The following is a 23,185-nucleotide window of genomic DNA, read 5'->3' as shown; positions in this document are numbered from 1 at the left end:
TTTCGATCCTAGAGAAGAGAGAAGGAAGCGATGGAAGCCAAGGCTAAGGCGCGTTACCTGCGCGTTACGCCTCGCAAGGCTCGGCGCGTCATCGACCTCATTCGTGGTCAGCAGGCGACCGAAGCACTTGCAGTGTTGAAGTTTGCAGAACAGTCGGCATCAGATCCGATTTACAAGCTCGTGGCCTCCGGCATCGCCAATGCGCGTGTCCGGGCCGACGAGGAAGGCGTTGCGTTCGACGAGAACGAACTGGTCATCTCCGAAGCCTTCGTGGATGAGGGGCCGACCATGAAGCGGTTCCGTCCGCGTGCCCAGGGCCGCGCTTTTCGCATCGAGAAGCGCACCAGCCACGTGACAGTGGTCCTGGCCAGCGGTGACGACCTGCCTCAGCGCAAGAGCCGGAAGGGGAACCGCTAATGGGCCAGAAGATCAATCCGAATGGATTCCGACTCGGAATCACTACGGATCACAAGTCGAAGTGGTTCGCTGACTCGACCAAGCCGGGGCAGCGCTACCGCGACTACGTGCTCGAAGATGTCAAGATCCGCCAGATTCTGAACACCGGTCTCGAGCGGGCCGGCATCTCGAAGGTCAACATCGAGCGCACGCGTGACCGTGTTCGCGTCGACATCCACACCGCACGTCCGGGCATCGTCATCGGCCGTCGCGGAGCCGAAGCGGACCGCATCCGCGGTCAGCTCGAAAAGCTCACCGGCAAGCAGATTCAGCTCAATATCCTTGAAGTGAAGAACCCCGAGGTCGACGCACAGCTCGTCGCTCAGGGCGTTGCCGAACAGCTGGCCAGCCGCGTGGCCTTCCGCCGTGCGATGCGCAAGGCGATCCAGAGCGCGCAGCGCGCAGGTGCCAAGGGCATCCGCGTGCAGTGCTCCGGCCGCCTCGGCGGTGCTGAGATGAGCCGGTCCGAGTTCTACCGTGAAGGTCGTGTGCCGCTGCACACCCTGCGCGCGAACATCGACTTCGGCGTTCACGAAGCCCACACCACTTTCGGACGCATCGGCGTCAAGGTGTGGATCTACAAGGGCGACATGACCGACAAGGAGCTTGCCGCCGAGCAGGCCAAGGCTCCTGCTGCTCGTGGCCCGCGTGGCCGTGGGCGCGGTCGTGGAGGCCGCGGACGTGGTCAGGAAGGCGCACCGCGCCGAGGCGACCAGGCCCGTAATACTGAGAACAGTGCCGAAGCCCCCGCGGCTGAGGCCGGATCGGAGGGCTGAGAAATGCTGATCCCTCGTCGAGTGAAATTCCGCAAGCAGCACCACCCCAACCGGGGCGGCGCCGCCAAGGGAGGCACGACGGTGTCCTTCGGTGACTACGGCATCCAGGCTCTCGAGCCGGCTTATGTCACCAACCGTCAGATCGAGGCCGCACGTATTGCCATGACCCGCTACATCAAGCGCGGCGGCAAGGTGTGGATCAACATCTACCCTGATCACCCGCTGACGAAGAAGCCTGCCGAGACCCGCATGGGTTCCGGTAAGGGTTCGCCGGAGTGGTGGATCGCCAATGTCAAACCCGGTCGAGTCATGTTCGAACTCGGCGGTGTGTCCGAGGAAGTTGCTCGCGAGGCCCTGCGCCTGGCGATCCACAAACTTCCGCTGAAGGCCCGTATCGTGGCCCGCGAAGGTGGTGAGTGAGAATGGCTATCGGTTCGAAGAACCTTTCCATCGACGCGCTTGACGGTTACGACAACGAGCGTCTGCAGGAAGAGCTCAAGAAGGCCAAGGCCGAGCTGTTCAACCTGCGTTTCCAGTCGGCCACCGGTCAGCTGGAGAGCCACGGTCGCCTCAAGGCCGTGCGTCGCGACATCGCTCGTATCTACACCGTGCTCAACGAACGGGAGCTGGACATCCGTCCGAACCCCGCTGATGCCAAGGAAGAGAGCAAGTGATGGCGGAGACCACGAATACCGAGGCCACTGCTGCGGAACGCAACTCCCGCAAGACCGCACGTGGTTACGTCGTATCCGACAAGATGGACAAGACCATCGTCGTCGAGGTTGAGGAGCGCATGAAGCACCGCCTCTACGGCAAGGTCATGCGCAAGTCGGTCAAGTACAAGGTTCACGACGAAGAGAACACCGCCGGCATCGGCGACCTCGTCCTCGTGGCCGAGACGCGGCCCCTTTCGGCCGCGAAGCGTTGGCGGCTCGTCGAAATCGTCGAACGCGCCAAGTAGTCAACGCCACCCCACCCACCCGGTCCCGCCCGCGGCCTCCTGCAGGCCGCGGGCGGCTACCGGGAACGGGGTGAAATGTCAATGAATCCGTTCCGCAAGGCTCACGCTCAAGGCGTGAGAACCAGCGCGACGACAGGAGAAAATAGTGATTCAGCAAGAGTCGCGACTCAAAGTCGCCGACAACACTGGCGCCAAGCAGATCCTGGCAATCAGGATCCTGGGTGGCTCCGGTCGGCGCTACGCCTCGATCGGTGACACCATCGTGGCAACCGTCAAGGATGCGATCCCGGGCGGAAACGTGAAGAAGGGTGACGTCGTCAAGGCCGTCATCGTTCGCACTGCCAAGGAACGTCGTCGTCCCGACGGTTCGTACATCAAGTTCGATGAGAATGCAGCCGTCATCCTCAAGAACGATGAGGAACCGCGCGGCACCCGTATCTTCGGACCCGTGGGACGCGAACTCCGCGACAAGAAGTTCATGAAGATCGTCTCCCTGGCACCGGAGGTGTTGTGAGCATGGCGAACAAGCTCAATATCAAGAAGGGCGACCTCGTCCAGGTCATCGCCGGCGCTCGGCAGTCCCGTGGTGGCGATCGTGGCAAGCAGGGCAAGGTCCTTGCCGTCTACCCCGAACGCAACCGCGTCCTCGTTGAGGGCGTCAACCGCGTGATCAAGCACAAGAAGGCTACGCAGACTCAGGCCGGCGGCACCGCTGGTGGCCGTGAGACCCACGAAGCCCCCATCCACGTGTCCAACGTGGCGCTCGTTGACCCCAAGGACAACAAGCCCACCCGCGTCGGATACCGCGAGGAGAGCGTCGAGCGCGACGGTCGCACCAAGACCGTTCGGGTTCGCTTCTCGCGTCGCACCGGGGAGGAGATCTGATGACGGAAACAACCACCAGCCGTCCCGCACCGCGTCTCAAGCAGATTTACCGCGAAGAGATCGTTGCGAAGCTGCAGGAAGAGTTCAACTACGCCAACCCCATGCAGGTTCCCGGACTGACCAAGGTCGTCGTGAACATGGGTGTGGGTGACGCAGCACGCGATTCCAAGATGATCGAAGGCGCGATCAACGACCTGACTCTGATCACCGGTCAGAAGCCCGTCGTGACCCGTGCCCGCAAGTCCATCGCACAGTTCAAGCTGCGCGAAGGTCAGCCCATCGGCGCCCACGTGACCATGCGTGGAGCTCGGATGTGGGAGTTCATCGACCGCGTCATCACTCTGGCACTGCCGCGTATCCGCGACTTCCGCGGACTCTCGGATCGTCAGTTCGACGGACACGGCAACTACACCTTCGGTCTCACGGAACAGTCCATGTTCCACGAGATCGACCAGGACCGGATCGACCGTGTCCGCGGTATGGACATCACCGTCGTCACCACCGCGGCAACCGACGATGAGGGACGTGCACTGCTGCGTCACCTCGGGTTCCCGTTCAAGCAAAAATAATCGCTACGTTGCAGGTCCAAGCACAGCATGTGGGCGGAAACCGTAACGAGGAAGGGCACGTGCCCAAATGACAATGACTGATCCAGTCGCAGACATGCTTACGCGTCTGCGCAACGCCAACTCGGCTTATCACGAGGACGTCAGCATGCCGTTCTCGAAGCTCAAGTCGAACATCGCCGAGATCCTCAAGACCGAGGGCTACATCACCGGCTGGAGCGTCGAAGACGCCGAAGTCGGCAAGACGCTGCTCCTGGACCTGAAGTTCGGACCCAACCGGGAACGTTCGATCGCCGGCCTGCGCCGTGTGTCGAAGCCGGGACTGCGCGTCTACGCGAAGTCCACGAACCTGCCCAAGGTTCTCGGCGGCCTCGGCATCGCCATCCTGTCGACCTCGTCAGGCCTCCTGACGGACCGTCAGGCCGCCAAGAAGGGTGTGGGTGGGGAAGTCCTCGCCTACGTCTGGTAAAGGAAGGAGAGAAGAACATGTCACGTATTGGCAAGAACCCGATCTCCGTTCCCAGCGGCGTCGAGGTCAAGGTCGACGGCCAGGATGTCGCCGTCAAGGGACCTAAGGGCGAGCTGTCCGTCACCATCGCCGAGCCCATCACGGTCTCGCTCGAAGACGGTGTCATCACAGTGGCCCGTCCGGACGAGGAACGCGAATCGCGTTCGCTGCACGGACTGTCCCGTACGCTCATCAACAACATGATCGTCGGTGTGACCGATGGCTACTCCAAGGCCCTCGAGATCGTCGGAACCGGTTACCGTGTCCTGGCCAAGGGATCGAACCTCGAGTTCGCCCTCGGCTACAGCCACCCGATCGTCGTCGAACCGCCGGAGGGAATCTCCTTCAGCGTCGACGGCCAGACCAAGGTCGCTGTCCACGGAATCGACAAGCAGCTCGTCGGTGAGACGGCTGCGAACATCCGGAAGCTGCGTAAGCCCGAGCCTTACAAGGGCAAGGGCGTGCGCTACGCCGGCGAAATCGTCCGTCGCAAGGTCGGAAAGGCTGGTAAGTAAAGATGGCCTTTGGCAAGAAGGAAAGCTACGGCAAAGGCAGGGCAGCTGCTCGCAAGCGTCGTCACGCTCGACTGCGCAAGCATGTCAGCGGCACGACCGAGCGCCCTCGCCTCTCAGTGACTCGCTCCACGCGCCACGTCTTCGTCCAGGTCATCGACGACACCGTCGGCAAGACCCTGGTTTCGGCCTCCACCATGGAAGCCGACCTGCGGACATTCGAAGGCGACAAGACCGGCAAGGCCCGCAAGGTGGGCGAGCTGGTTGCTCAGCGTGCCAAGGACGCCGGAATCGAATCCGTCGTCTTCGACCGTGGAGGCAATGCCTACCACGGCCGTGTGCAGGCAATCGCCGAAGGTGCCCGTGAAGGAGGATTGGCCCTATGAGCACTGAAGAGAACAAGGAACAGCAGGCAGCTGCTGAGACCCGCACCGACAACAGCGGTGACCGTTCTTCCCGTGGCCGCGGCCAGGGCGGACAGGGCGGTCAGGGTCGCGGACGCGGCGAAGGTCGCGGACGCGGCGGTCGCAACGACCGTGAAGACAAGAACCAGTTCATCGAACACGTCATCACGATCAACCGCGTGTCGAAGGTCGTCAAGGGCGGACGTCGGTTCTCCTTCACGGCTCTCGTCGTGGTCGGCGACGGCGACGGCATGGTCGGCATGGGCTACGGCAAGGCGAAGGAAGTTCCTGCCGCCATCGCCAAGGGTGTTGAGGAAGCGAAGAAGAACTTCTTCCGCGTTCCCCGCATCCAGAAGACCATTCCGCACCCGATCCAGGGCGAGGAAGCTGCAGGCGTCGTCCTGCTGCGTCCGGCCGCTCCGGGTACCGGAGTCATCGCCGGTGGACCCGTCCGTGCGGTCCTCGATGCGGCAGGCGTCCAGGACGTCCTGTCCAAGTCGCTGGGCTCGGCGAACGCGATCAACATCGTGCACGCCGCAATCGCCGCGCTGAAGGGCCTCGAGCGTCCGGAAGAGGTTGCGGCTCGACGCGGCCTGCCCGTCGACGAGGTTGCTCCGCACGCACTGCTGCGAGCAGCCGCTGAAAGTGGGGCGAAGTCCTGATGGCAAAGCTCAAGATTACTCAGCGCAAGTCCGCAATCGGATACCGTCAGAGCCAGCGCGACACGCTGCGTTCGCTCGGTCTCAAGCGGACCAACGACGTTGTGGTGCAGGAAGATCGCCCCGAGATCCGGGGAATGATCAACGCTGTCCGCCACATCGTGACTGTGGAAGAGGTCGATTGATATGTCGAACAACGACTCGCTGAAGCTGCACGATCTGCGCCCTGCCCCGGGAGCCAAGACCGCCAAGACCCGCGTCGGTCGTGGTGAGGCTTCGAAGGGCAAGACCGCCGGACGCGGAACCAAGGGCACGAAGGCCCGCTACCAGGTTCCGCACGGCTTCGAGGGCGGCCAGACTCCGATGCACATGCGTCTGCCCAAACTGCGTGGATTCAAGAACCCCGCCAAGGTGGAGTTCCAGGTTGTCAACCTCGACAAGCTGTCCAGCCTGTTCCCCGAGGGCGGAGACGTCACCGTCGCCGACCTCGTGGAGAAGGGCGCTGTGCGCGCAAAGCAGCCCGTCAAGGTTCTCGGCACCGGTGAGATCACCGTGGCCCTGAACATCACTGCAGACAAGTTCTCCGGCTCCGCAGCCGAGAAGATCAAGGCTGCAGGCGGAAGCGCCAACGAGGCCTGATCCGTTCGTCTCGGACGGTATCCCGGTCTCTACGCCGGCAAGGGGGCGGCCACTTCGGTGGCCGTCCCCTTCTGCATGCCCGCAACTGTCACGGCGGCGAGCATCGCTCCGACGCGAGCACACCGGTGAGAGTCCATGACGATGCCACCTCGAACCGAGCCCCCGAGACCTCTCGGACACCGCCTGAAACTCAGGCCGCAACGGGCTTCGCCGGTTTCGGCTTGGAGGGCATACCCTGGTAGTCTTTTGCAGGTATTTGTCTCAATCGCCAGGTCGCGACCACGACTCTGACTTTTCATCCCCCAACGAGGAGGACGCTTGATCGGCGCAATCCGGAGGGCTTTCAGAACGCCCGACTTGAGGAAGAAACTCCTCTTCACCCTGGGCATTCTTGTCATCTTCCGACTCGGCTCGTTCATTCCCTCGCCTGGCATCGACTACACCAAGGTGCAGGAATGCGTGGCTTCGCCTCAGCTCAATGAGGGCGGATTCGCCATGATCAACCTCTTCAGCGGCGGCGCGCTGCTGCAGTTGTCGATCTTCGCCCTGGGCATCATGCCTTACATCACCGCGAGTATCATCGTCCAGCTGCTGCGCGTGGTCATTCCGCGCTTCGAGGCTCTTCACAAGGAAGGCGCCTCGGGTCAGGCGAAGCTGACTCAGTACACTCGCTACCTGACCATCGGCCTCGCCATCCTCAACTCGACGACTCTTGTGGCGACCGTCCGTTCCGGTGCGCTGTTCGGCAGTGTCGAAGGCTGCCAGGACCTCATCGCCAACGACACCTGGTGGGGCATCGCAGTCCTCGTGCTGACTCTGACCGCAGGCACCGGCCTGATCATGTGGCTCGGCGAGCAGATCACCGAACACGGTGTGGGCAACGGAATGTCGCTGCTGATCTTCACCTCCGTCGCCTCAGCCTTCCCATCCTCGCTCGGTGCGATCTTCCGCGAACAGGGCGTCGACATCTTCCTCATCGTCATGGTCGTGGGTCTCGTGCTCGTCGCCCTCGTCGTCTTCGTCGAGCAGTCGCAGCGCAGAATTCCCGTCCAGTACGCCAAGCGGATGGTGGGCCGTCGGATGTTCGGCGGAACCTCGACCTATATTCCGATCAAGGTGAACATGGCCGGTGTCATCCCCGTCATCTTCGCCTCCTCGGTGCTCTATCTGCCGAGCCTGGTCTCGCAGTTCTTCGATCCCGAATCCACGTGGGTTGAATGGATCAACACTTACTTCACCCGCGGTGACCACCCGATCTACATCACCGTGTACGCCCTGCTGACGATCTTCTTCGCCTACTTCTACGTCGCCATCACCTTCAATCCGGAAGAGGTCGCGGACAATATGAAGAAGTACGGAGGCTTCATCCCCGGTATCCGGGCCGGTCGCCCGACCGCCGAATACTTGAGCTACGTGCTCAGCCGCATCAACTTCCCCGGCTCGCTCTACCTTGCCTTCGTCGCCCTCATCCCGCTGATCGCGCTGGTGCTCATCAACGCCAATCAGAACTTCCCGTTCGGCGGCACCTCCCTGCTGATCGTCGTGGGCGTCGGCCTCGAAACGGTCAAGCAGATCGACGCGCAGATGCAGCAGCGCCACTATGAGGGGCTGCTGCGCTGATATGACCGGACGCTGACGTTCAGCGGACATCCCATTGGAAGGACACCTTATGAGTTCACGCATCATCCTGATCGGCCCTCCCGGCGCCGGCAAGGGAACGCAGGCCGCCCGCCTGTCCGAGGCGCTCGGCGTCCCGGCGATCTCGACCGGAGACATCTTCCGGGCGAATGTGAAGGGTGAGACCGAGCTGGGCAAGCTGGCCAAACGCTATATGGACGCCGGCGAATACGTGCCGGACGAGGTCACGAACTCCATGGTCGCCGACCGTCTGTCACAGGATGATGCCGCCGATGGGTTCCTCCTCGACGGATACCCCCGCACCAGTGCCCAGGTCGATGAGCTCGATCGGATCCTCGCGGCCGAGGACAAAGCCATCGAGCACGTCGTCGAGCTCACGGCCGACACCGACGAGGTCGTCGCCCGCCTGCTCGCTCGTGCTCAGACCGAGGGCCGCAGCGATGACAGCGAAGACGTCATCCGGCACCGACTCGATGTGTACGAAGAGCAGACGCAGCCGCTGACCGATATCTACCGCAGCCGCGGACTTCTGCGCCAGGTGGACGGCCTCGGTGAAGTCGAAGACATCACCGAACGCATCCTGTCGACCATTCGATGATCTTCGGACCACGTATCGAGCTGAAGACTCCCGCGGAGCTTGAGCTCATGCATCGGGCCGGGCAGCTGACACGACAAGTGCTGTCAGCGGCCCGGTCCGCGGCCGTTCCCGGGGCCACCACGGCCGAGGTGGACGCCGCCGCCGAGGCGGTCATCGACTCCGCCGGGGCACGGTCGAACTTCAAGGGCTATCAGGGATTTCCTGCGGTCGTGTGCATCTCCGTGAACGAGGAGATCGTCCACGGCATCCCGGGATCTCGGGTCCTCCACGCCGGCGACATCGTCTCGATCGACGGCGGTGCGATTGTCGACGGCTTCCACGGGGACTCCGCGCTGACGATGATCGTCGGCGGCGATGAAGCGGGCACGGCCGCCGACCGTGAGCTCTCGACCGCCACCGAGGCGGCCATGTGGGCAGGCATCGCGGCGTTCGCAACGGGCACGAAGGTCAGCGACATCGGAGACGCCATCGATGACTTCGTCTCCGAGTCTTTCCCCCACCTGGGTCTCGTCGAGGAATTCACCGGACACGGGATCGGCACCTCCATGCACATGGCTCCCGAGGTGCTCAACTATCGTGCGCGCTCGAACGGCCCGAAGATCAAGCCCGGAATGTGCCTGGCGATCGAACCGATGCTCACCACCGGCGGCGCGGATACGCGCACCCTTGCCGATGACTGGACGGTCGTCACGGCAGACGGCTCACGGGCGAGCCACTGGGAACACAGCGTGGCTCGCCACGATGGGGGAGTCTGGGTACTCACGGCCGCCGACGGTGGAGCGGCCGGATTGGCACCGTTCGGAATCACTCCCGTGCCTCCGAACGGCATCTGAGGGGAGATCCGTGGGGGAGGGGGCCCGAGCCCGAACTCAGGTGGCCGCCATCTGCCTCCTCAGGGTCGACCTGCCGACGAAGTAGACGGCGACGAAGGTTCCGGACGCCGCCATCAGCCCGAGCGCGAACATCCATGTTGCGGTCTCGGCGATGGTGAACCCGAAAATCTGGAACGCGCAGAAGGCGATGAAGGCCGTGATGGCCCCCGCCAGCAGTCCCGATGTGCGGGACATCTGGTACGCGCGCTGATCGATTGAGTGCTTCTCGTCATCCATGTCGTGGCTCCTCGTCGCTTCGCTGCGATCTCGGTCCTTGTCGGCACCGATCCTTGTGTTTTCACGGTAGGATCTGGCCATGACGAGTGTCCACGATGTCCCGAAACGTCGGACAGATGTGGGCGATCGCTATCGGATGACACGTATCGCCTTCGATGTGATCTCCGCTTTCGGGTGTCTGCAGGCGAGTGGACTGCCGGGGCCCGTCATCGTCAGTGTGCTGGGTGAGCACGGGTATTCTTCCTCGAGCGTGCACAATCAGCTCGTGCGAATGGTCCAACGAGGCATCATCAGCAGTGAGCGTTTCGGGCGGGTCTCCGTCTATCGCCTGAGCGAACACGTCCTCTCGGACTTCGGCGACATCGCAGGCGACCATGTCTTTCCGGACTACGAGGGTCGCTTCCACACGGTTGTGTATTCCGTTCCGGAGTCCTCGCGCGGTCTGCGGGACCGACTGCAGTACATTGCCCGGAGCCTGGGATACAGGCAGCTGAGGCCGGGAATCCTCATCGGCTTCGCAGACCGGTCCGCTCAGCTGTCGGCGCGGCTGCCCGAGATGTCGGGTCCCAGCTGGTCCGAGGCGGGAGAGCTGACACCCGACTCCACGGCCGCGGCTCGCAGGATGACGACTCGGGCCTTCGAACTCGACGCCGCTCTCGCCCAGCTGCCTGAGTTGGAGCAGCGCATGAACGCACTGACCTCGGGCGGATCAGCGCCGGGAACCGGATGCCCGGAGCTGAGCTTGAGAGGCTTCTTCGATCTGTACTTTGACATCGCCCGTGCCGTGATGACCCACCCGCTGCTGCCCGAAGCCCTCGTCGACGGCACTCAGCCGGCCGTGCGGTTCCGCGCTCTGATGCAGCAGTGCAATCTCGAGTACTATCTGCGCTTCGATCAGCAGATCCGCGAGTGTGCGGGAGCCAGCTCCTCTTTCGACCTCATCGAATGGCTGCCCGAGCACTGAGCCGCCGTAGAACAACGTGCCTCGGGACGGGGCTCAGAGGATCCGGGCGATCCTCTCGACCGCCTCGGTGAGCAGAGGACGGGGGAGGGCGAAGTTGAACCGGATATGCCCGGCCCCGACCTCACCGCACAGGCGACCCTCGGTCACGGCCACCTCGGCGCGGGAACGGATAAGAGCGGACAGACCCGACTCCAGGCCGTAGCCGCGCAGATCCAACCACGCCAGATACGTGCCTTCGGGTTCGATGTAGGCGGCCCCCGGCAGCAGCGAGCCGACGAGATCGGTGAAATGATCGCGGTTTGCCTTGAGGTAGCCGTTGACCTCGCTCAGCCAGTCGCTCGAACGGGTGTATGCGGCGGTCGTCGCCAGGATTCCCGGGTTCGAGGCGGCACCGGAGACGAACTGCCCCTTCTCGGCCCAGACATCACGGTCGGCAGAAGAGGTGAGGATGAGCTGAGCGCATTTGAGGCCGGGGATGTTGAAGGCCTTCGACGCGGCCGTCGCGGTCGCGGTGTGCGCGGCGGTCGCCTCGGTGAGGGCGGCATACGGGATGTGCCGTGCGGGGGCATAGACGACGGGAGCATGGATCTCGTCGGAGAACACCCGGGCTCCCGCGTCCTCGACGACGTCCGCGAGTGCCGACAGCTCGGCCTCGGTGTAGACCTTGCCGATCGGATTGTGCGGATTGCACAGAACGAATGTCGCACCGGGCGTCAGGGCGGAGGCGATGGCGTCGAGATCGAGGGACCAGCCGGATTCCGACCGCAGCATCGGAACTTCGATGAGTTCGCGGCCGGTCACCCGCGCGACGTCGAAGAAGGGCATGTAGGCCGGTGTCGGCAGCACGATCGGGGTGTCGGGCGGGGTGAGGTGGGTGAGCACGCCGAGGAACGCTGCCAGCACATCACTGGCCGGTTCGATGTGGCCGACGGGGATGCGCCAGCCGTAGTGCTCGGAGCAGAAGCTCGAGGTCGCTGTCTTCAGATCGGCGACGAGATCGGCGGGAGCGTAGCCGTAGAGGTCGCGGTCATCGATGGTCTGCAGCGACTGACGCACTGCAGGAGCGACCCCGAAGTCCATCTCGGCGATGAAGGCTCCGATGGAACCGGGGAAGGACGACCACTTGCGCCCGCCCTTCGTGACCAGGGACTCCTCGGTGATGGCATCGAAATCGGACATCTGTGTACTCCTCTTCGGGGACTGCGTCGGGGCGGTTCTCACGCTAGCAGTCGCGACGGTGAACGTCGGGTGCATTCGACCTCAGCTGTCACGTGAGCGGTCGGCCGCCTCGGCGAGGATGGAATTGTAAGGGAGTTCACGCCCAGAAGCGAACACCGTGTGGAAGAATCTTTCCCCGTAGTGTAGGGTTGATGATTGGTCTGTTCTCATTCAACTCACCCTTTTTCAGTTGTGGGCGGCTTCTGCCATCCACATCTTTTCATGTGGTGACGAGGACGGCAGGCCGAGGGGTCACCGGCACTGAGTCGGTGATACACGATTACGTCGAACGCGAAGGTTTCGCGGGAATACGAGGTTAGCGAACGATATGGCCAAAAAAGAAGGGGTCATTGAGATCGAGGGCACCGTTGTCGAGGCTCTGCCGAACGCATCGTTTCGGGTCGAGCTGAGCAACGGGCACAAGGTGCTCGCACATATCTCCGGAAAGATGCGTCAGCACTATATCCGCATCCTTCCCGAGGACCGGGTCGTCGTGGAGCTGTCTCCATACGATCTCTCGCGCGGACGAATCGTTTACCGCTACAAGTAAGGATCTTCGATCATTCGCGTCCTGTCCTGCCGGGCAGGGACCGAAAGAAGGAAAAACGATGAAGGTTAAGCCCAGCGTCAAGAAGATCTGCGAGAACTGCCAGATTACCCGCCGTCACGGTCGGGTCATCGTCATCTGCTCCAACCCGCGCCACAAGCAGCGCCAGGGCTGAGCAGCTCGTTCTGAGCAGATCGAGGCTCCTCCGAGAGGGGCTTCAGCAGCACCACACCCGCGCAGACCTCGCCATCTGCGTTCGGACTCGCGAGAAGTGAGAGCTTCGGCGGAACGGACACAGGACGATACCTCCGGTCGGGGGCCGGAGACCTTGGGAGACCAGGGACAGGTCTGCATCAGCACCTCCGAAACAACAACAGGAGACAGTACCCATGGCACGACTTGCCGGAGTCGACATCCCGCGTGAAAAGCGTGTGGAAGTCGCCTTGACTTACATCTATGGTGTGGGCCGCACCCGTGCGCGCCAGACCCTGACCGAAACGGGAATCAGCCCTGATACCCGTGTGAAGGACTTGAGCGACGCAGAGCTCGTCCAGCTGCGTGACTACATCGAGGGCACATTCCAGGTTGAGGGTGACCTCCGTCGTGAGGTGGCCGCCGATATCCGCCGCAAGGTCGAAATCGGAAGCTATGAAGGCCTGCGTCACCGCCGCGGTCTGCCGGTTCGCGGTCAGCGGACCAAGACGAATGCGCGTACCCGCAAGGGACCCAAGCGCACCGTGGCCGGTAAGAAGAAGTAACACGCTCACCCGGTTGGCCAGCGCCAACCACCTCGATCAGGAGTAGGACATATGCCTCCCAAGTCACGCGCCGCTACAGTGCGCAAGCCTCGCCGCAAGCTGAAGAAGAATATCGTCGCCGGCCAGGCTCACATCAAATCAACCTTCAACAACACCATCGTGTCGATCACCGATCCGACCGGTGCTGTCATCTCCTGGGCCTCCTCAGGTGAGATCGGCTTCAAGGGTTCGCGCAAGTCGACCCCGTACGCCGCTCAGATGGCTGCTGAATCGGCTGCTCGCCGGGCGCAGGAACACGGCCTGAAGAAGGTCGACGTGTTCGTCAAGGGACCGGGCTCGGGCCGCGAGACGGCCATCCGTTCGCTGCAGGCCGCCGGCCTGGAACTGGGAACCATCCAGGATGTCACCCCCGTTCCGTTCAACGGCTGCCGTCCCCCCAAGCGCCGCCGCGGCTGATCCTTCCGTGGAACTGCAACGGATGACGGGCACTTGTCCGACATCGGTCGCAGAACGGATTCCCAGATAACCCGAACCGTTCTTCATGGCCGCAGAGCCATGACGTGCAGTGCGAACGTCATATAGCGGATGTTCGCTGAAAGGAAGCCCACGTGCTCATTGCACAGCGCCCAACGCTCACGGAAGAAGTCGTCTCCGATAACCGCTCACGGTTCGCCATCGAACCGCTCGAGCCCGGATTCGGCTACACCCTCGGCAACTCGCTTCGCCGGACCCTGCTGTCCTCGATCCCTGGTGCCGCCGTCACGTCCATCCGGATCGACGGAGTGCTCCACGAGTTCAGCACCGTACCGGGAGTCAAGGAGGATGTCACCGAGTTCATCCTCAACCTGAAGTCCCTGGTCGTATCGTCCGAATTCGACGAACCGGTCGTCGCCTACCTGCGCAAGCAGGGACCCGGCACCGTGACCGCTGCCGATGTCTCTGCTCCCGCCGGGGTCGAGATCCACAATCCGGACCTGCACATCGCCACGCTGAATGGTGAGGGGCGTCTGGACATGGAACTGACCATCGAACGTGGACGCGGATACGTTTCGAGCGCTCAGAACAAGAACGCGGATGCAGAGATCGGCCGGATCCCGGTCGATTCGATCTACTCCCCGGTTCTCAAGGTCACCTACAAGGTCGAAGCCACGCGTGTCGAACAGCGCACCGACTTCGACCGACTGGTCCTCGACGTCGAAACCAAGCCCTCGATGACCCCGCGCGATGCCATCGCATCTGCGGGCAAGACCCTGGTCGAACTCTTCGGCCTGGCTCGAGAGCTCAACGTCGAAGCTGAAGGCATCGAGATCGGACCCTCGCCTGTGGACGCGGCACTGGCCGCCGACCTGGCGCTGGCGATCGAAGACCTCGACCTGACCGTGCGCTCCTACAACTGCCTCAAGCGCGAAGGCATCCACACCGTCGGTGAGCTCGTTGCTCGCAGCGAAGCCGATCTGATGGATATCCGCAACTTCGGTTCGAAGTCGATCGACGAGGTCAAGGCGAAGCTCAACGAGCTCGGCCTGAGCCTCAAGGACAGTCCTGCCGGCTTCGAAGCCGGACTCGTTGATGAGGACCAGTCCTACGTCGAAGACGAACAGTACTGATTAAGACCTAGGAGTAACTGACAATGCCAACCCCAACCAAGGGTCCCCGCCTCGGCGGATCGCCCACACACGAGCGCATGATGCTCAACAACCTGGCAGCCCAGCTGTTCGAGCACAAGCAGATCAAGACGACCGTGACCAAGGCCAAGCGCCTGCGTCCGGTTGCCGAGCGCATGATCACGAACGCCAAGAAGGGTGACCTGGCCGCACGTCGTCGCGTGCTCGGCCAGATCTCCGACAAGTCGATCGTGCACGAGCTCTTCACCTCGATCGCCGAAACGATGGCCGAGCGTCCCGGCGGATACACCCGAATCACCAAGATCGGTCCTCGCCCCGGCGACAATGCCCCGATGGCCGTCATCGAACTGGTCCTCGAGCCCTACTCGCCGAAGCAGGCGACCGTGAAGGAAGCCGAACAGGCCACCGCCGCTGCCGCTCCGGCTGAAGAGGCACCGGTTGAGGCCGAGGTCGTCGACGAGGCGCCCGCTGAGGACGCCGCTGTCGAGGCCGAGGCAGTCGAGGCTGATGCCGAGACCGCTGACGAGGCTGCCGAGGAGAAGTAAACTCCTCGACCGACTCTCGGCCGGGATCTGCCGAGCCGTGAGTCAGACACGTCGGGCGGGCACCTGCACAGGTGCCCGCCCGACGTGTATTCACCGCTGGTGCGGCGGTCGACAAGGTCGTGCAGGCCGCCTCGGCGGGGTCAGTGTGGAAGCACCTGTCCGGCCACCTCGGCGTGAATAATCGCTTTTCGTTCCGATCATCGCTCTCGATCCAGATGATTGGAACGAAAGGCGATCATTCGGGTACGCAATCTGAGGCGCGATCCGTTCGGTGCACCGATGGCGGGTAGGCCATGGGGCGTACTGACGTGTCGATACGACGAAGGCCGGGGCACGACGCAGGCCGGGGCACGAAGAAGGCCGGGGCACGATCATGCCCCGGCCTTTTCCCCGCGTGCGTCGGCTCTCACGCCCCGCGCCGTCGCGCGTCGGCTCTCACCGTCACACGTTCGCTCTCACTTGGCTCGGGAGAGCGCCACGGACTCGTCGAACTCGATGTCAGAGGCCTCATCGTGCTTGTAGGTGAAGCGGCTGACGACGACGGCGACGACGAAGTTGACGATGAAGCCGGGAATGATCTCGTAGATCGCGTCCGTCATCGGAGTGCTCACCTGCCCCCAGACGAAGGCCACCACCGCACCGGAGAGCAGACCGAACAGGGCGCCCCAGTTGCTCAGTCGCTTCCAGAACAGAGTGAGCAGGACGATCGGGCCGAAGGATGCGCCGAATCCTGCCCATGCGAATGCGACGAGGTCGAGGATGCTGTTCGACGGCGAGATCGCGAGCACCACCGCGATGATGGCGACGACGAGCACGCCGAGGCGGCCGAGCAGCACATAGGTCTTGTCCTGCAGAGTGCGTGTGGAACCGGTGCGCAGGGCGACGATCTTGAAGAGGTCCTCGATGAGCGCCGATGACGTGACGACGAGCTGCGAGGAGATCGTCGACATGATCGCGGCCAGGACCGCTGCCAGCACGAGGCCGGCGATGAATGGGTGGAAGAGGATCTGCGCGAGGTCGAGGAAGACGGTCTCGGCATCGGCGGGCTCCATGTCCGCGTGCTGGGAGAAGTAGGAGATGCCGACGATTGCGGTGGCGATGGCGCCGAGAGCGGAGATCGCCATCCAGCTGACGCCGATGCGCCGGGCGACGCCGGCATCGGCAGGAGTGCGCAGAGCCATGAAGCGCACGATGATGTGCGGCTGTCCGAAGTAGCCCAGTCCCCAGGCCAGCGCGGAGACGATGGATGCGATCGTGGCGAAGGTCCAGAAGTCTCCCGAGCCGACGAGGCTGAGCAGGCCGGGGTCGATCTCGGTGACGTTGCTGATGACAGTCGAGGGGCCGCCGGCGTTGATGACGGCGACGATCGGCACGGCTATGAGAGCGGCGAACATCAGCAGCCCCTGGGCGACGTCGGTGAGAGTCGCACCGAGGAAGCCGCCGAAGAGGGTGTAGACCATGGTGATCGCGGCGACGAGGAGCATTCCGCCGAGGTAGTTGAGTCCGAAGCTCGACTCGAAGAACTTTCCGGCCGCCACCATGCCCGAAGAGACGTAGAAGGTGAAGAAGACGAGGATGATGATGCCGCACACGATGCGCAGCAGTCGTGTCCGATCCTTCAGGCGCTGTTCGAAGAAGCTGGGGATCGTGATCGAATCGCCGGCCTTCTCCGTGAACGCGCGCAGTCGGGGTGCGACGATCTTCCAATTGATCCACGCGCCGACGGTGAGGCCGACGGCGATCCAAGCTTCGATGAGACCGGAGACGTAGATGGCGCCGGGCAGCCCCATGAGCAGCCAGCCGGACATATCCGAGGCGCCGGCGCTGAGAGCGGCAACGCCTGGCCGCAGTCCACGGCCGGCGAGCATATATTCGTCGAGGTTGTTCCTCGTCTTGCGGTAGGCGAACCAGCCGATGGCCAGCATGCCGATGAAGTAGAGGACGATCGCGATCGTACGGAAAGTGGTTTCCGACATCTGAACTCAGCTCCTTTTTTAGGCCGAGCCGACCCTACAGCACAAGAGGCCGGAGGTGTGAATTCCCTGTGCGCCTACCTGGTGTGAAGATACACCTCGACCTGCCTCCGACGGCAGGGCTCGACAGACGCCAGCGTCAGACAGTCGGCAGACGGGGTGCTCGGGGAACCGGCGTGGTGGAGGCCCCCGCCGAGAAGGCCGCGATCGGCCGACCGCGGAGGAAGGTCGCCAATTCGCGTCGGACGGTCGGACTGTCCTTGACTTCGGAGTGGACATCGACGCGCAGCCCGTGCCGGTCGAGTGTCAGCCAGATCCGCAGCAGGATCCGTCCGACCCCCACCTCGTCCGCGGCCGACAGCGTCGGTCGATCGGGGACGGACAGGACCAGATGATGGGGATGACGTCGGTCGTGACGAGCCGACGAGGTGGGCTTTGCCGCAGAGGTCCGCCGAAGTCCCGCACGCAATGAACGGCGCAGGGTCGACCGTCGTGATCCCCGATCCGAGTTCGCGAACGACCTCATCGCGGAGTCCGCGAGTGCGAATGGTCTGAGCCCCACCGATGTCAGGCCGACGATCCAGGAGCGCAGCCAGGGGCGATCGAGGAAGACAGCGGCTCGAGCACCTGCCGCCGGGATGCGCAGACACTCGGCGGTGAGTCCGTCCCGGTGGTAGCGCGGGTCGGCGGGGTCGAAGCGCAGCCACCGCAGGGTCTCGGCGAACACCGGTCGGTCACCGAAGGAATGCAGTGCGGCACGACGCAGCCATGCCCGCCAGGCGCGGTCGGGGACCTCCACCAGGTCGACCGCTGTGTCGGCCATGGCGCTGCGACAGATCGCGGCCGCCTCGGCGAATCGGGCCTCGGCCCGGACCAAGGGGCCTCGGTCGACCTGACGATGGTGCAGGTCCGCGGTCTCGAACGCGGGCCACACACTGCCGTCCGCCGACGCGGGATCCTTCTCGGCGGGGTCCGCGATGGATTCCCCGGTGGCCAAGCGCACCCGGATGTCCACGGTGGGCCCGCGCCCTCGGACGGTGACCGATTCGGTGCGCAGCCCCACCTCGGCGGCGGCGATCGTCAGCGCCTCCACCCAGCAGCCCAGGCTCAGGTGGAGATCCTCACTGCGCGGGTCCCCGTGGGGCAGCACGCGGGCGGGGTCGGCCCCGACCCGCACCTCGGCGACCGTCGGCGTGCAGCTCGTGATCTCAGGAACCCAGGGCTGGGTGTTGTGGGCGGATGGGGCGGAGGCGGCGACAGTGAAGAGCGACTCGACGAGGGCAGTGGTCAGTGTCAACGGTGCTCCTCGGGCGGGGACGGAGGCAGGGTGCGGTCGACGAACACGAGCCGGTGCAGCTGCCTGCCCCCGGAACGGGCGAAGACCGCCGCCGAGGCGGGATTGTCCTCGGCGATGAACGTGACCCGCAGCCGTCGATATCCCTTGGCGACCAGTGCACAGTTGAGTTCGCGGATTGCCAGGCTGAGCAGACCCGACCCCTGATAGCGAGGGTCGGTGCCCTGGATGATGAGCACCGCGTCGCTCATCGTGCGACGGTGCCGGAGCAGGTCGCAGACGGTGCGCACACCGAGGCGGCCGCCGTGGCGACGCAGGATCGGCACCGGGTCGGGAATGACGAGAGCGAAGCAGCGAGGCGGGGCGTCGGCAGGATCGTCGGCACCGGTGATGTCGATGATGAGATCGGGATCCATCAGGGCGGACAGGCCCTGCATCTGCGAGCGCAGCTGAGCGGGTGTGATGGACGTGTAATAGGGCAGTTCGGAGAAGGCGGCGTTGAGGCTCGGCAGCAGCCGGTCGGCGAAACGGCGCAGACCGAGACGGGAGACAGGGCGGCGACGCAGCCTCAGGCGACGCCATTCGTCAGCGGTGACGGCAGTCGCACGGGCTGCGGGAATGGAACCGACGGGCACCTCCCACGTATGTGCCGGCCCCCAGGTCTCGAACCCGGCCGCGGCGAATGCCGGCCAGCAGAAGGCGGGATTCCACGCTGAGTCGAAGAAGCCGGGATGGCGGACGCCGTCGGTGAGCAGACCGCCGGTGACGTTCGGCAGGGGAGAGACGGGACCGAAGATCCGTGATGCTCCCACCTGTTCGGCTCGCTCGACGAGGAACGCGATCAGCACGTCCAGCGCCTCCTCGTCGGCGACTTCGACGGCGCCGAAGAACAGAGGCGCAGCGGTTGCGTCAGCAGAACCCAGTTCGGCGGCCAATGCTGCCGACCGGTGGCACATGACGCGGGCCGCCGCTTCTGCCCGATCGGTGTCGAACAGCCAGAGCTCGACGGGTTCGTCGAACCACCCGCGACCGGCGAACCAATCGCGGATATCGGCGGCGAAGAGAGGAACATAGTGGTCCTCATCGCCTCGCGCCCGCGCCAGGCGAGGAGCCAGGTCGATGAACTCGGCGAGATCGGCCCGGGAACGCACCCGCCGCGGTCTCATTCGGAACTGAGTTTCGTGAAATCGTCGATCATGCCCAACCGGCCGTCCTCGGCTCGGAACTCACCATTCGTGTATCCCCACTCATCGGCCGTGAGGATCCGGATGAAGCCGCCTCGGGCCGGGGAGTCCTTGCCGCTGCCGATCAGCCATTTCATGATCTCCCGATGCTCGGGGGTGCGTGCATAGGCGAGGAGGTCGTCACGGGTGGCGAAGGCGACCATCAGTCCGATCCGGTCGGGAAACTCGAAGTAGCTGCGATGCCACAGGTAGCCGGCTGAGGCCTTCAGCCCCTTGGCCACCCGCGGCCACCTCCGCAGCTGGCCCATCATCGCCAGCGGATTGCGGTAGCGGTTCGCGCCGAGGAAGAACGCCTCGGCGCGGGCCTGTGGGGGAGCCTGGGAGAAATCATTCGATCGCATCGTCACCCTCCTGCGTTCGTTGGACATAGACATTCTTGATCTTCGTGTTCGCCGTTTCGAACGGGCCTGTGGCGTGATCGTGGATCTCGACGTGGATCTCCGCGGTCGTCGGGTCCTCCTCCAGGCTCTGCGCGAAGTCTCTCGACACCGACGCCAGGTGTCCGAGCACCCCGGCCCGGATCGTCCCAGCCAGGTCCTGCCGCGCAGCCCCGTCCATGAACGGGGACTCTTCCCGCAGCTGGATGTGCAGGGCGGGGCGCTGTTCGTGCCCGGCGATCTCACGCAGTTCGATGCGGAAGGACTCGATGAGGTGGGCCCGGGGATTGTCTCGGTAGAGCCCGTTCTCGATGTCGAGGGGGTAGATGTTGGCGCCCATATACGAGATCGTCGAATCCGCGCGTCCGAACAGCAGCACGAACGGCAGCTTCATCCCATTGCCGGCGAACGCCGCCGAACACGCCCGCGCCAGATCCGGATGGCGACGGGTGAGCTCGACCATGGTCGGGAAGTCGATGAGCGTGGCCTCGTCTCCGATGTTGTAGCGCAGCCGTGGACTCATCACTGCCGCCGAGTTGATCGTGGCGACCAGTTCACCGTCGTCGGTGGTCTCCAAATAGGTCTCCAACGGGTTGTACTGGAAGACCATCGGCACGCGAGACTCGTCGGGGCCGAGCACATCGGCACGGAAGTCGAGATCGTGGGCCAAGGCCCGACGGATGACGACCGAGAGGTCGGATTCGCCGGCCATCCCGATCGTCAGGTCGCTGGCGCCGTACCCGGAATAGACCCGCTCGAAACGCGCCTCGAGGTAGTCGCGCAGACCTTCCGTCATCGCTTCTCCGCCGACGAACCCATTGAGCCGAAAGTTGGCCCATCTCTCGGGCTCGGAGTCCATCCGGTCGACGAGATGCTTGAGGAACGGGGGATAGGCGCTGATGAGGTAGGAATGGTTCGGTCCGAAATGCTGCATCGTGTCGAGGATCTTCTCGAGATCCGGGCCGGTGTTCTTCACCATCGCCACCTTGGCCATGGCCAGCCCCGTGTTCGTCCCCGTCGCCCAGGCACCCATCGAGAAGGCGTTGATGCAGAACAGGTCCGTGTGGTCGAAGAGCATCGTGACGTAGCCGGCGACGTTCTTATGGACGGTGTCGAGCTCCTTCTTCGACCGCATCCAGTTGAATGGGGTGCCCGAGGAGCCCGAGGATTCGTCGACGACAGTGCCGACACGGTCGATCCGACCGTCCCAGCAGCGATGTTCCTCGCTGTAGCGGCGAACGAACTCGTCCTTCGACGTCGGCGTGTAGGCCTCGAGGTCCCACCACCGGAACTCGAAACCGGAACGCGCAAGATAGTCCTGGTATGCCGGCACATCGAGGGAGGCCTGCTGGCAGATCATCCATGCATTGAGCTTCGCGAAGGGTTCGAGCCGCGGGTTGTAATGGCGGGCGGTGAAACGCCAGATCGCGGGGTGTGCCCGGTAGGCGCCGTAGGCGGCGGTGAGCCCGACGTTCGCCATGCGCAGCACGGCCTGTCGGGCCAGGTTGACCGGTCCGCGGGGGATCGGCAGACGACGTAGTTCGACTTCCGGTGTGAGGTTGGTCTCTCTCATAGTCTGTGAGTTGCAGAGGTAGATGGCGGTCCTTTTACAGACCAAAATGGCAGCTCTGTTGGCCAAGTCCCTCCGCTGCGTATCGAGACTACCTAGTGCGGTGACGCCTCGATGCGTTGAGGGTCAAACGAGAGTGGTCCAGTAGTCCCAGAAGCGGTTGGCGATCAGAACGATGATGAGGAGGAACCAGCCAGTCAGGATCGCTCCCCGGTATTCATTGACCAGAGTGATCCACTTTTGTCCCTTGCTCAAGGATCTGAGGTTTCGGGTAGTGGCGTACCAAAAGATGGGGATCGTCACTGCCCACACTGCCATGCAGTAAGGACACAGTGCCCCGATGACGTACAGACTCTGATAAATCAACCAATGCACGAATACCACCGCGAACGTTACACCGATCTGAATGGTGCCCCAATACCAGGCTGTGTATCGCCCTCCAGCGAGAAGACCTGTGCCGATAGCTGCGACGATGGCGAAACCTGCGACGCCGATGATCGGGTTCGGGACACCAAAAGCGGCGGCTTGCGGAGTCCCCATTACCGACCCGCAGGAAAGGATCGGGTTGACGTTGCAGCTGGGGATGTAATCCGGATTGGCTGCTAGTGTCATCTTCTCCACCAGCAAGACCACAGCCGCTATCAACCCGATGAGCCCGCCGACGACGAACAATGCTCCCAGGCCACGAGACGACTTAAACGCGGTTTCTTGTGTCTCCCTGTTGTTGCCAGTCTCAGTCTTCGAGGGCAGCATCGAAGGCCTCCTCCAGGTCAGTGACGCTTTCGGGTTGGAGCTTCTCACCGTCGAGGAAGAACGTTGGAGTGCCGGTGACCCCGAGGGCCTGCCCGTCCTTCTGACCCTGCTCAACGCGCTCGAGTGTAGCCGGATCATCATAGGCTGCGGTGAACTGCTCCATGTTCAGGCCGAGTTCCTTAGCGTAGCCGGAGAACTTTTCGCGTTGCGATGTCTCTTGGTGGCCCCATTCGTCTACCGTTTCGAACAAGCGTTGATACATGGCCTCGAACTCGCCCTGCTCGGCGGCCGCCTCGGCGGCCAGGGCAGCATTGACAGAGTTGTTGTGCAAGGGCATGTGCCGCACGACGAAAGTGACACGGTCCCCGTATTCCTTTCGCAGATCCTCGATGACCGGATAAAGCGACAGGCAACCTTCGCACTCGAAATCTAGGAATTCCACGAACACTGCTTCGCCACCCTTAGACAGGCGGGGGCTATCGTCGCGGACCAGCAAGTCGGAAGTGTCTGCACTGGTGGGAGCAGTTTCCGGTTCTGGATCGTTGCTGTCGTTATTGAACACCAGCAAGCCGACGAGGACGAGAGCGGCGACGCCGATCATTGCTA

33 protein-coding genes are annotated in these 23,185 nt (G+C 63.5%); 24 read left to right on the top strand and 9 right to left on the bottom strand.

Annotated elements, in window-relative coordinates; genetic code table 11:
- The first annotated feature begins 30 nt into the window (after window positions 1–30).
- The 17 genes from rplV to map all read left to right on the top strand — a co-directional run bounded on the left by rplV (window position 31) and on the right by map (window position 9,435).
- A complete protein-coding gene (gene rplV, locus AD89_RS0107190) occupies window positions 31–417 on the top strand; it encodes a 50S ribosomal protein L22 (RefSeq protein WP_025777926.1) in 387 nt (128 codons plus the stop codon).
- Entirely contained in the window at window positions 417–1,232 is an 816-nt protein-coding gene (gene rpsC / locus AD89_RS0107185) for a 30S ribosomal protein S3 (RefSeq protein ID WP_025777925.1), read from the top strand. Before rplV ends, rpsC begins: the two co-directional genes overlap by 1 nt.
- Window positions 1,233–1,235: 3 nt before the next feature.
- Entirely contained in the window at window positions 1,236–1,652 is a 417-nt protein-coding gene (gene rplP, locus AD89_RS0107180; protein ID WP_025777924.1) for a 50S ribosomal protein L16, read from the top strand.
- A gap of 2 nt (window positions 1,653–1,654) precedes the next feature.
- Window positions 1,655–1,906: a 50S ribosomal protein L29 gene (gene rpmC / locus AD89_RS0107175; protein WP_025777923.1), complete on the top strand. Its 252-nt coding sequence runs from the start codon at window positions 1,655–1,657 to the stop codon at window positions 1,904–1,906.
- On the top strand, window positions 1,906–2,193 hold the full coding sequence (rpsQ, locus tag AD89_RS0107170; protein WP_025777922.1) for a 30S ribosomal protein S17: 288 nt from the start codon (window positions 1,906–1,908) through the stop codon (window positions 2,191–2,193). Before rpmC ends, rpsQ begins: the two co-directional genes overlap by 1 nt.
- A 145-nt stretch (window positions 2,194–2,338) precedes the next feature.
- Window positions 2,339–2,707, top strand: coding sequence for a 50S ribosomal protein L14 (gene rplN / locus AD89_RS0107165; RefSeq protein ID WP_025777921.1), 369 nt, complete (start codon window positions 2,339–2,341; stop codon window positions 2,705–2,707).
- A gap of 2 nt (window positions 2,708–2,709) precedes the next feature.
- Window positions 2,710–3,078 (top strand): 50S ribosomal protein L24, encoded by a 369-nt coding sequence (gene rplX / locus AD89_RS0107160; protein ID WP_025777920.1) that lies wholly within the window; start codon window positions 2,710–2,712, stop codon window positions 3,076–3,078.
- Window positions 3,078–3,647 (top strand): 50S ribosomal protein L5, encoded by a 570-nt coding sequence (rplE, locus tag AD89_RS0107155; protein ID WP_025777919.1) that lies wholly within the window; start codon window positions 3,078–3,080, stop codon window positions 3,645–3,647. The genes rplX and rplE overlap by 1 nt, the downstream gene beginning before the upstream one ends.
- A 67-nt stretch (window positions 3,648–3,714) precedes the next feature.
- Window positions 3,715–4,113: a 30S ribosomal protein S8 gene (rpsH, locus tag AD89_RS0107150; RefSeq protein WP_025777918.1), complete on the top strand. Its 399-nt coding sequence runs from the start codon at window positions 3,715–3,717 to the stop codon at window positions 4,111–4,113.
- 17 nt (window positions 4,114–4,130) lie between these two features.
- Window positions 4,131–4,667, top strand: a complete 537-nt coding sequence (rplF, locus tag AD89_RS0107145; RefSeq protein ID WP_025777917.1) for a 50S ribosomal protein L6 — start codon at window positions 4,131–4,133, stop codon at window positions 4,665–4,667.
- Window positions 4,668–4,669: 2 nt separating this feature from the next.
- Window positions 4,670–5,050, top strand: coding sequence for a 50S ribosomal protein L18 (gene rplR / locus AD89_RS0107140; RefSeq protein WP_025777916.1), 381 nt, complete (start codon window positions 4,670–4,672; stop codon window positions 5,048–5,050).
- Complete coding sequence (gene rpsE / locus AD89_RS0107135) at window positions 5,047–5,730, top strand: 30S ribosomal protein S5 (RefSeq protein ID WP_025777915.1); 684 nt, start codon at window positions 5,047–5,049, stop codon at window positions 5,728–5,730. The genes rplR and rpsE overlap by 4 nt, the downstream gene beginning before the upstream one ends.
- Window positions 5,730–5,912 carry a 50S ribosomal protein L30 gene (rpmD, locus tag AD89_RS0107130; protein WP_025777914.1) on the top strand — a complete coding sequence of 61 codons (183 nt, stop codon included), beginning with the start codon at window positions 5,730–5,732 and terminating at the stop codon, window positions 5,910–5,912. Before rpsE ends, rpmD begins: the two co-directional genes overlap by 1 nt.
- A 1-nt stretch (window position 5,913) precedes the next feature.
- Window positions 5,914–6,366 (top strand): 50S ribosomal protein L15, encoded by a 453-nt coding sequence (gene rplO / locus AD89_RS0107125; protein ID WP_025777913.1) that lies wholly within the window; start codon window positions 5,914–5,916, stop codon window positions 6,364–6,366.
- Between the two features lie 318 nt (window positions 6,367–6,684).
- Window positions 6,685–7,986, top strand: coding sequence for a preprotein translocase subunit SecY (gene secY / locus AD89_RS0107120; RefSeq protein ID WP_025777912.1), 1,302 nt, complete (start codon window positions 6,685–6,687; stop codon window positions 7,984–7,986).
- Between the two features lie 49 nt (window positions 7,987–8,035).
- On the top strand, window positions 8,036–8,602 hold the full coding sequence (locus AD89_RS0107115; RefSeq protein ID WP_025777911.1) for an adenylate kinase: 567 nt from the start codon (window positions 8,036–8,038) through the stop codon (window positions 8,600–8,602).
- Window positions 8,599–9,435, top strand: a complete 837-nt coding sequence (gene map / locus AD89_RS0107110) for a type I methionyl aminopeptidase (RefSeq protein WP_025777910.1) — start codon at window positions 8,599–8,601, stop codon at window positions 9,433–9,435. The genes AD89_RS0107115 and map overlap by 4 nt, the downstream gene beginning before the upstream one ends.
- A gap of 36 nt (window positions 9,436–9,471) precedes the next feature.
- Here the strand turns inward: map and AD89_RS0107105 are convergent, their stop codons facing one another.
- Window positions 9,472–9,711, bottom strand: coding sequence for a hypothetical protein (locus AD89_RS0107105; protein ID WP_025777909.1), 240 nt, complete (start codon window positions 9,709–9,711; stop codon window positions 9,472–9,474).
- 79 nt (window positions 9,712–9,790) lie between these two features.
- Between AD89_RS0107105 and AD89_RS0107100 the strand changes: the two genes are divergently transcribed.
- A complete protein-coding gene (locus tag AD89_RS0107100; RefSeq protein WP_025777908.1) occupies window positions 9,791–10,675 on the top strand; it encodes a PaaX family transcriptional regulator in 885 nt (294 codons plus the stop codon).
- Window positions 10,676–10,708: 33 nt separating this feature from the next.
- On the opposite strand, the gene AD89_RS0107095 is transcribed toward AD89_RS0107100, so the two are convergent.
- Window positions 10,709–11,854, bottom strand: a complete 1,146-nt coding sequence (locus tag AD89_RS0107095; RefSeq protein ID WP_025777907.1) for a MalY/PatB family protein — start codon at window positions 11,852–11,854, stop codon at window positions 10,709–10,711.
- Between the two features lie 367 nt (window positions 11,855–12,221).
- On the opposite strand from AD89_RS0107095, the gene infA reads away from it, so the two are divergent.
- From infA to rplQ, 6 genes are all read left to right on the top strand, one after another.
- Window positions 12,222–12,443 (top strand): translation initiation factor IF-1, encoded by a 222-nt coding sequence (gene infA / locus AD89_RS0107090; RefSeq protein WP_025777906.1) that lies wholly within the window; start codon window positions 12,222–12,224, stop codon window positions 12,441–12,443.
- Between the two features lie 58 nt (window positions 12,444–12,501).
- Window positions 12,502–12,615 carry a 50S ribosomal protein L36 gene (rpmJ, locus tag AD89_RS0107085; protein ID WP_009884960.1) on the top strand — a complete coding sequence of 38 codons (114 nt, stop codon included), beginning with the start codon at window positions 12,502–12,504 and terminating at the stop codon, window positions 12,613–12,615.
- A 214-nt stretch (window positions 12,616–12,829) separates the two neighbouring features.
- Window positions 12,830–13,198, top strand: a complete 369-nt coding sequence (rpsM, locus tag AD89_RS0107080; RefSeq protein ID WP_025777905.1) for a 30S ribosomal protein S13 — start codon at window positions 12,830–12,832, stop codon at window positions 13,196–13,198.
- A 51-nt stretch (window positions 13,199–13,249) separates the two neighbouring features.
- A complete protein-coding gene (gene rpsK, locus AD89_RS0107075) occupies window positions 13,250–13,654 on the top strand; it encodes a 30S ribosomal protein S11 (RefSeq protein WP_025777904.1) in 405 nt (134 codons plus the stop codon).
- Window positions 13,655–13,806: 152 nt separating this feature from the next.
- Window positions 13,807–14,805 (top strand): DNA-directed RNA polymerase subunit alpha, encoded by a 999-nt coding sequence (locus tag AD89_RS0107070; protein WP_025777903.1) that lies wholly within the window; start codon window positions 13,807–13,809, stop codon window positions 14,803–14,805.
- A 23-nt stretch (window positions 14,806–14,828) separates the two neighbouring features.
- Window positions 14,829–15,368, top strand: a complete 540-nt coding sequence (gene rplQ / locus AD89_RS0107065) for a 50S ribosomal protein L17 (protein ID WP_025777902.1) — start codon at window positions 14,829–14,831, stop codon at window positions 15,366–15,368.
- A 455-nt stretch (window positions 15,369–15,823) separates the two neighbouring features.
- Here the strand turns inward: rplQ and putP are convergent, their stop codons facing one another.
- From putP to AD89_RS0107030, 7 genes are all read right to left on the bottom strand, one after another.
- Window positions 15,824–17,344, bottom strand: a complete 1,521-nt coding sequence (gene putP, locus AD89_RS0107060) for a sodium/proline symporter PutP (RefSeq protein ID WP_025777901.1) — start codon at window positions 17,342–17,344, stop codon at window positions 15,824–15,826.
- 136 nt (window positions 17,345–17,480) lie between these two features.
- Window positions 17,481–18,638 (bottom strand): hypothetical protein, encoded by a 1,158-nt coding sequence (locus AD89_RS0107055; protein WP_025777900.1) that lies wholly within the window; start codon window positions 18,636–18,638, stop codon window positions 17,481–17,483.
- Entirely contained in the window at window positions 18,635–19,786 is a 1,152-nt protein-coding gene (locus AD89_RS0107050) for a hypothetical protein (protein WP_025777899.1), read from the bottom strand. The genes AD89_RS0107055 and AD89_RS0107050 overlap by 4 nt, the downstream gene beginning before the upstream one ends.
- A gap of 11 nt (window positions 19,787–19,797) precedes the next feature.
- On the bottom strand, window positions 19,798–20,220 hold the full coding sequence (locus AD89_RS0107045; RefSeq protein ID WP_025777898.1) for a hypothetical protein: 423 nt from the start codon (window positions 20,218–20,220) through the stop codon (window positions 19,798–19,800).
- A complete protein-coding gene (locus AD89_RS0107040) occupies window positions 20,207–21,829 on the bottom strand; it encodes a phenylacetate--CoA ligase family protein (RefSeq protein WP_025777897.1) in 1,623 nt (540 codons plus the stop codon). The genes AD89_RS0107045 and AD89_RS0107040 overlap by 14 nt, the downstream gene beginning before the upstream one ends.
- Before the next feature lie 123 nt (window positions 21,830–21,952).
- Entirely contained in the window at window positions 21,953–22,579 is a 627-nt protein-coding gene (locus AD89_RS0107035; RefSeq protein WP_025777896.1) for a vitamin K epoxide reductase family protein, read from the bottom strand.
- Window positions 22,560–23,180 (bottom strand): DsbA family protein, encoded by a 621-nt coding sequence (locus AD89_RS0107030; RefSeq protein ID WP_081770370.1) that lies wholly within the window; start codon window positions 23,178–23,180, stop codon window positions 22,560–22,562. Before AD89_RS0107030 ends, AD89_RS0107035 begins: the two co-directional genes overlap by 20 nt.
- Window positions 23,181–23,185: the final 5 nt, after the last annotated feature.

It is taken from the genome of Brevibacterium sp. VCM10 (assembly GCF_000583215.1).
Classification (GTDB): Bacteria; Actinomycetota; Actinomycetes; order Actinomycetales; family Brevibacteriaceae; genus Brevibacterium; species Brevibacterium linens.
This window is presented reverse-complemented; position numbering and strand designations above follow the sequence as displayed.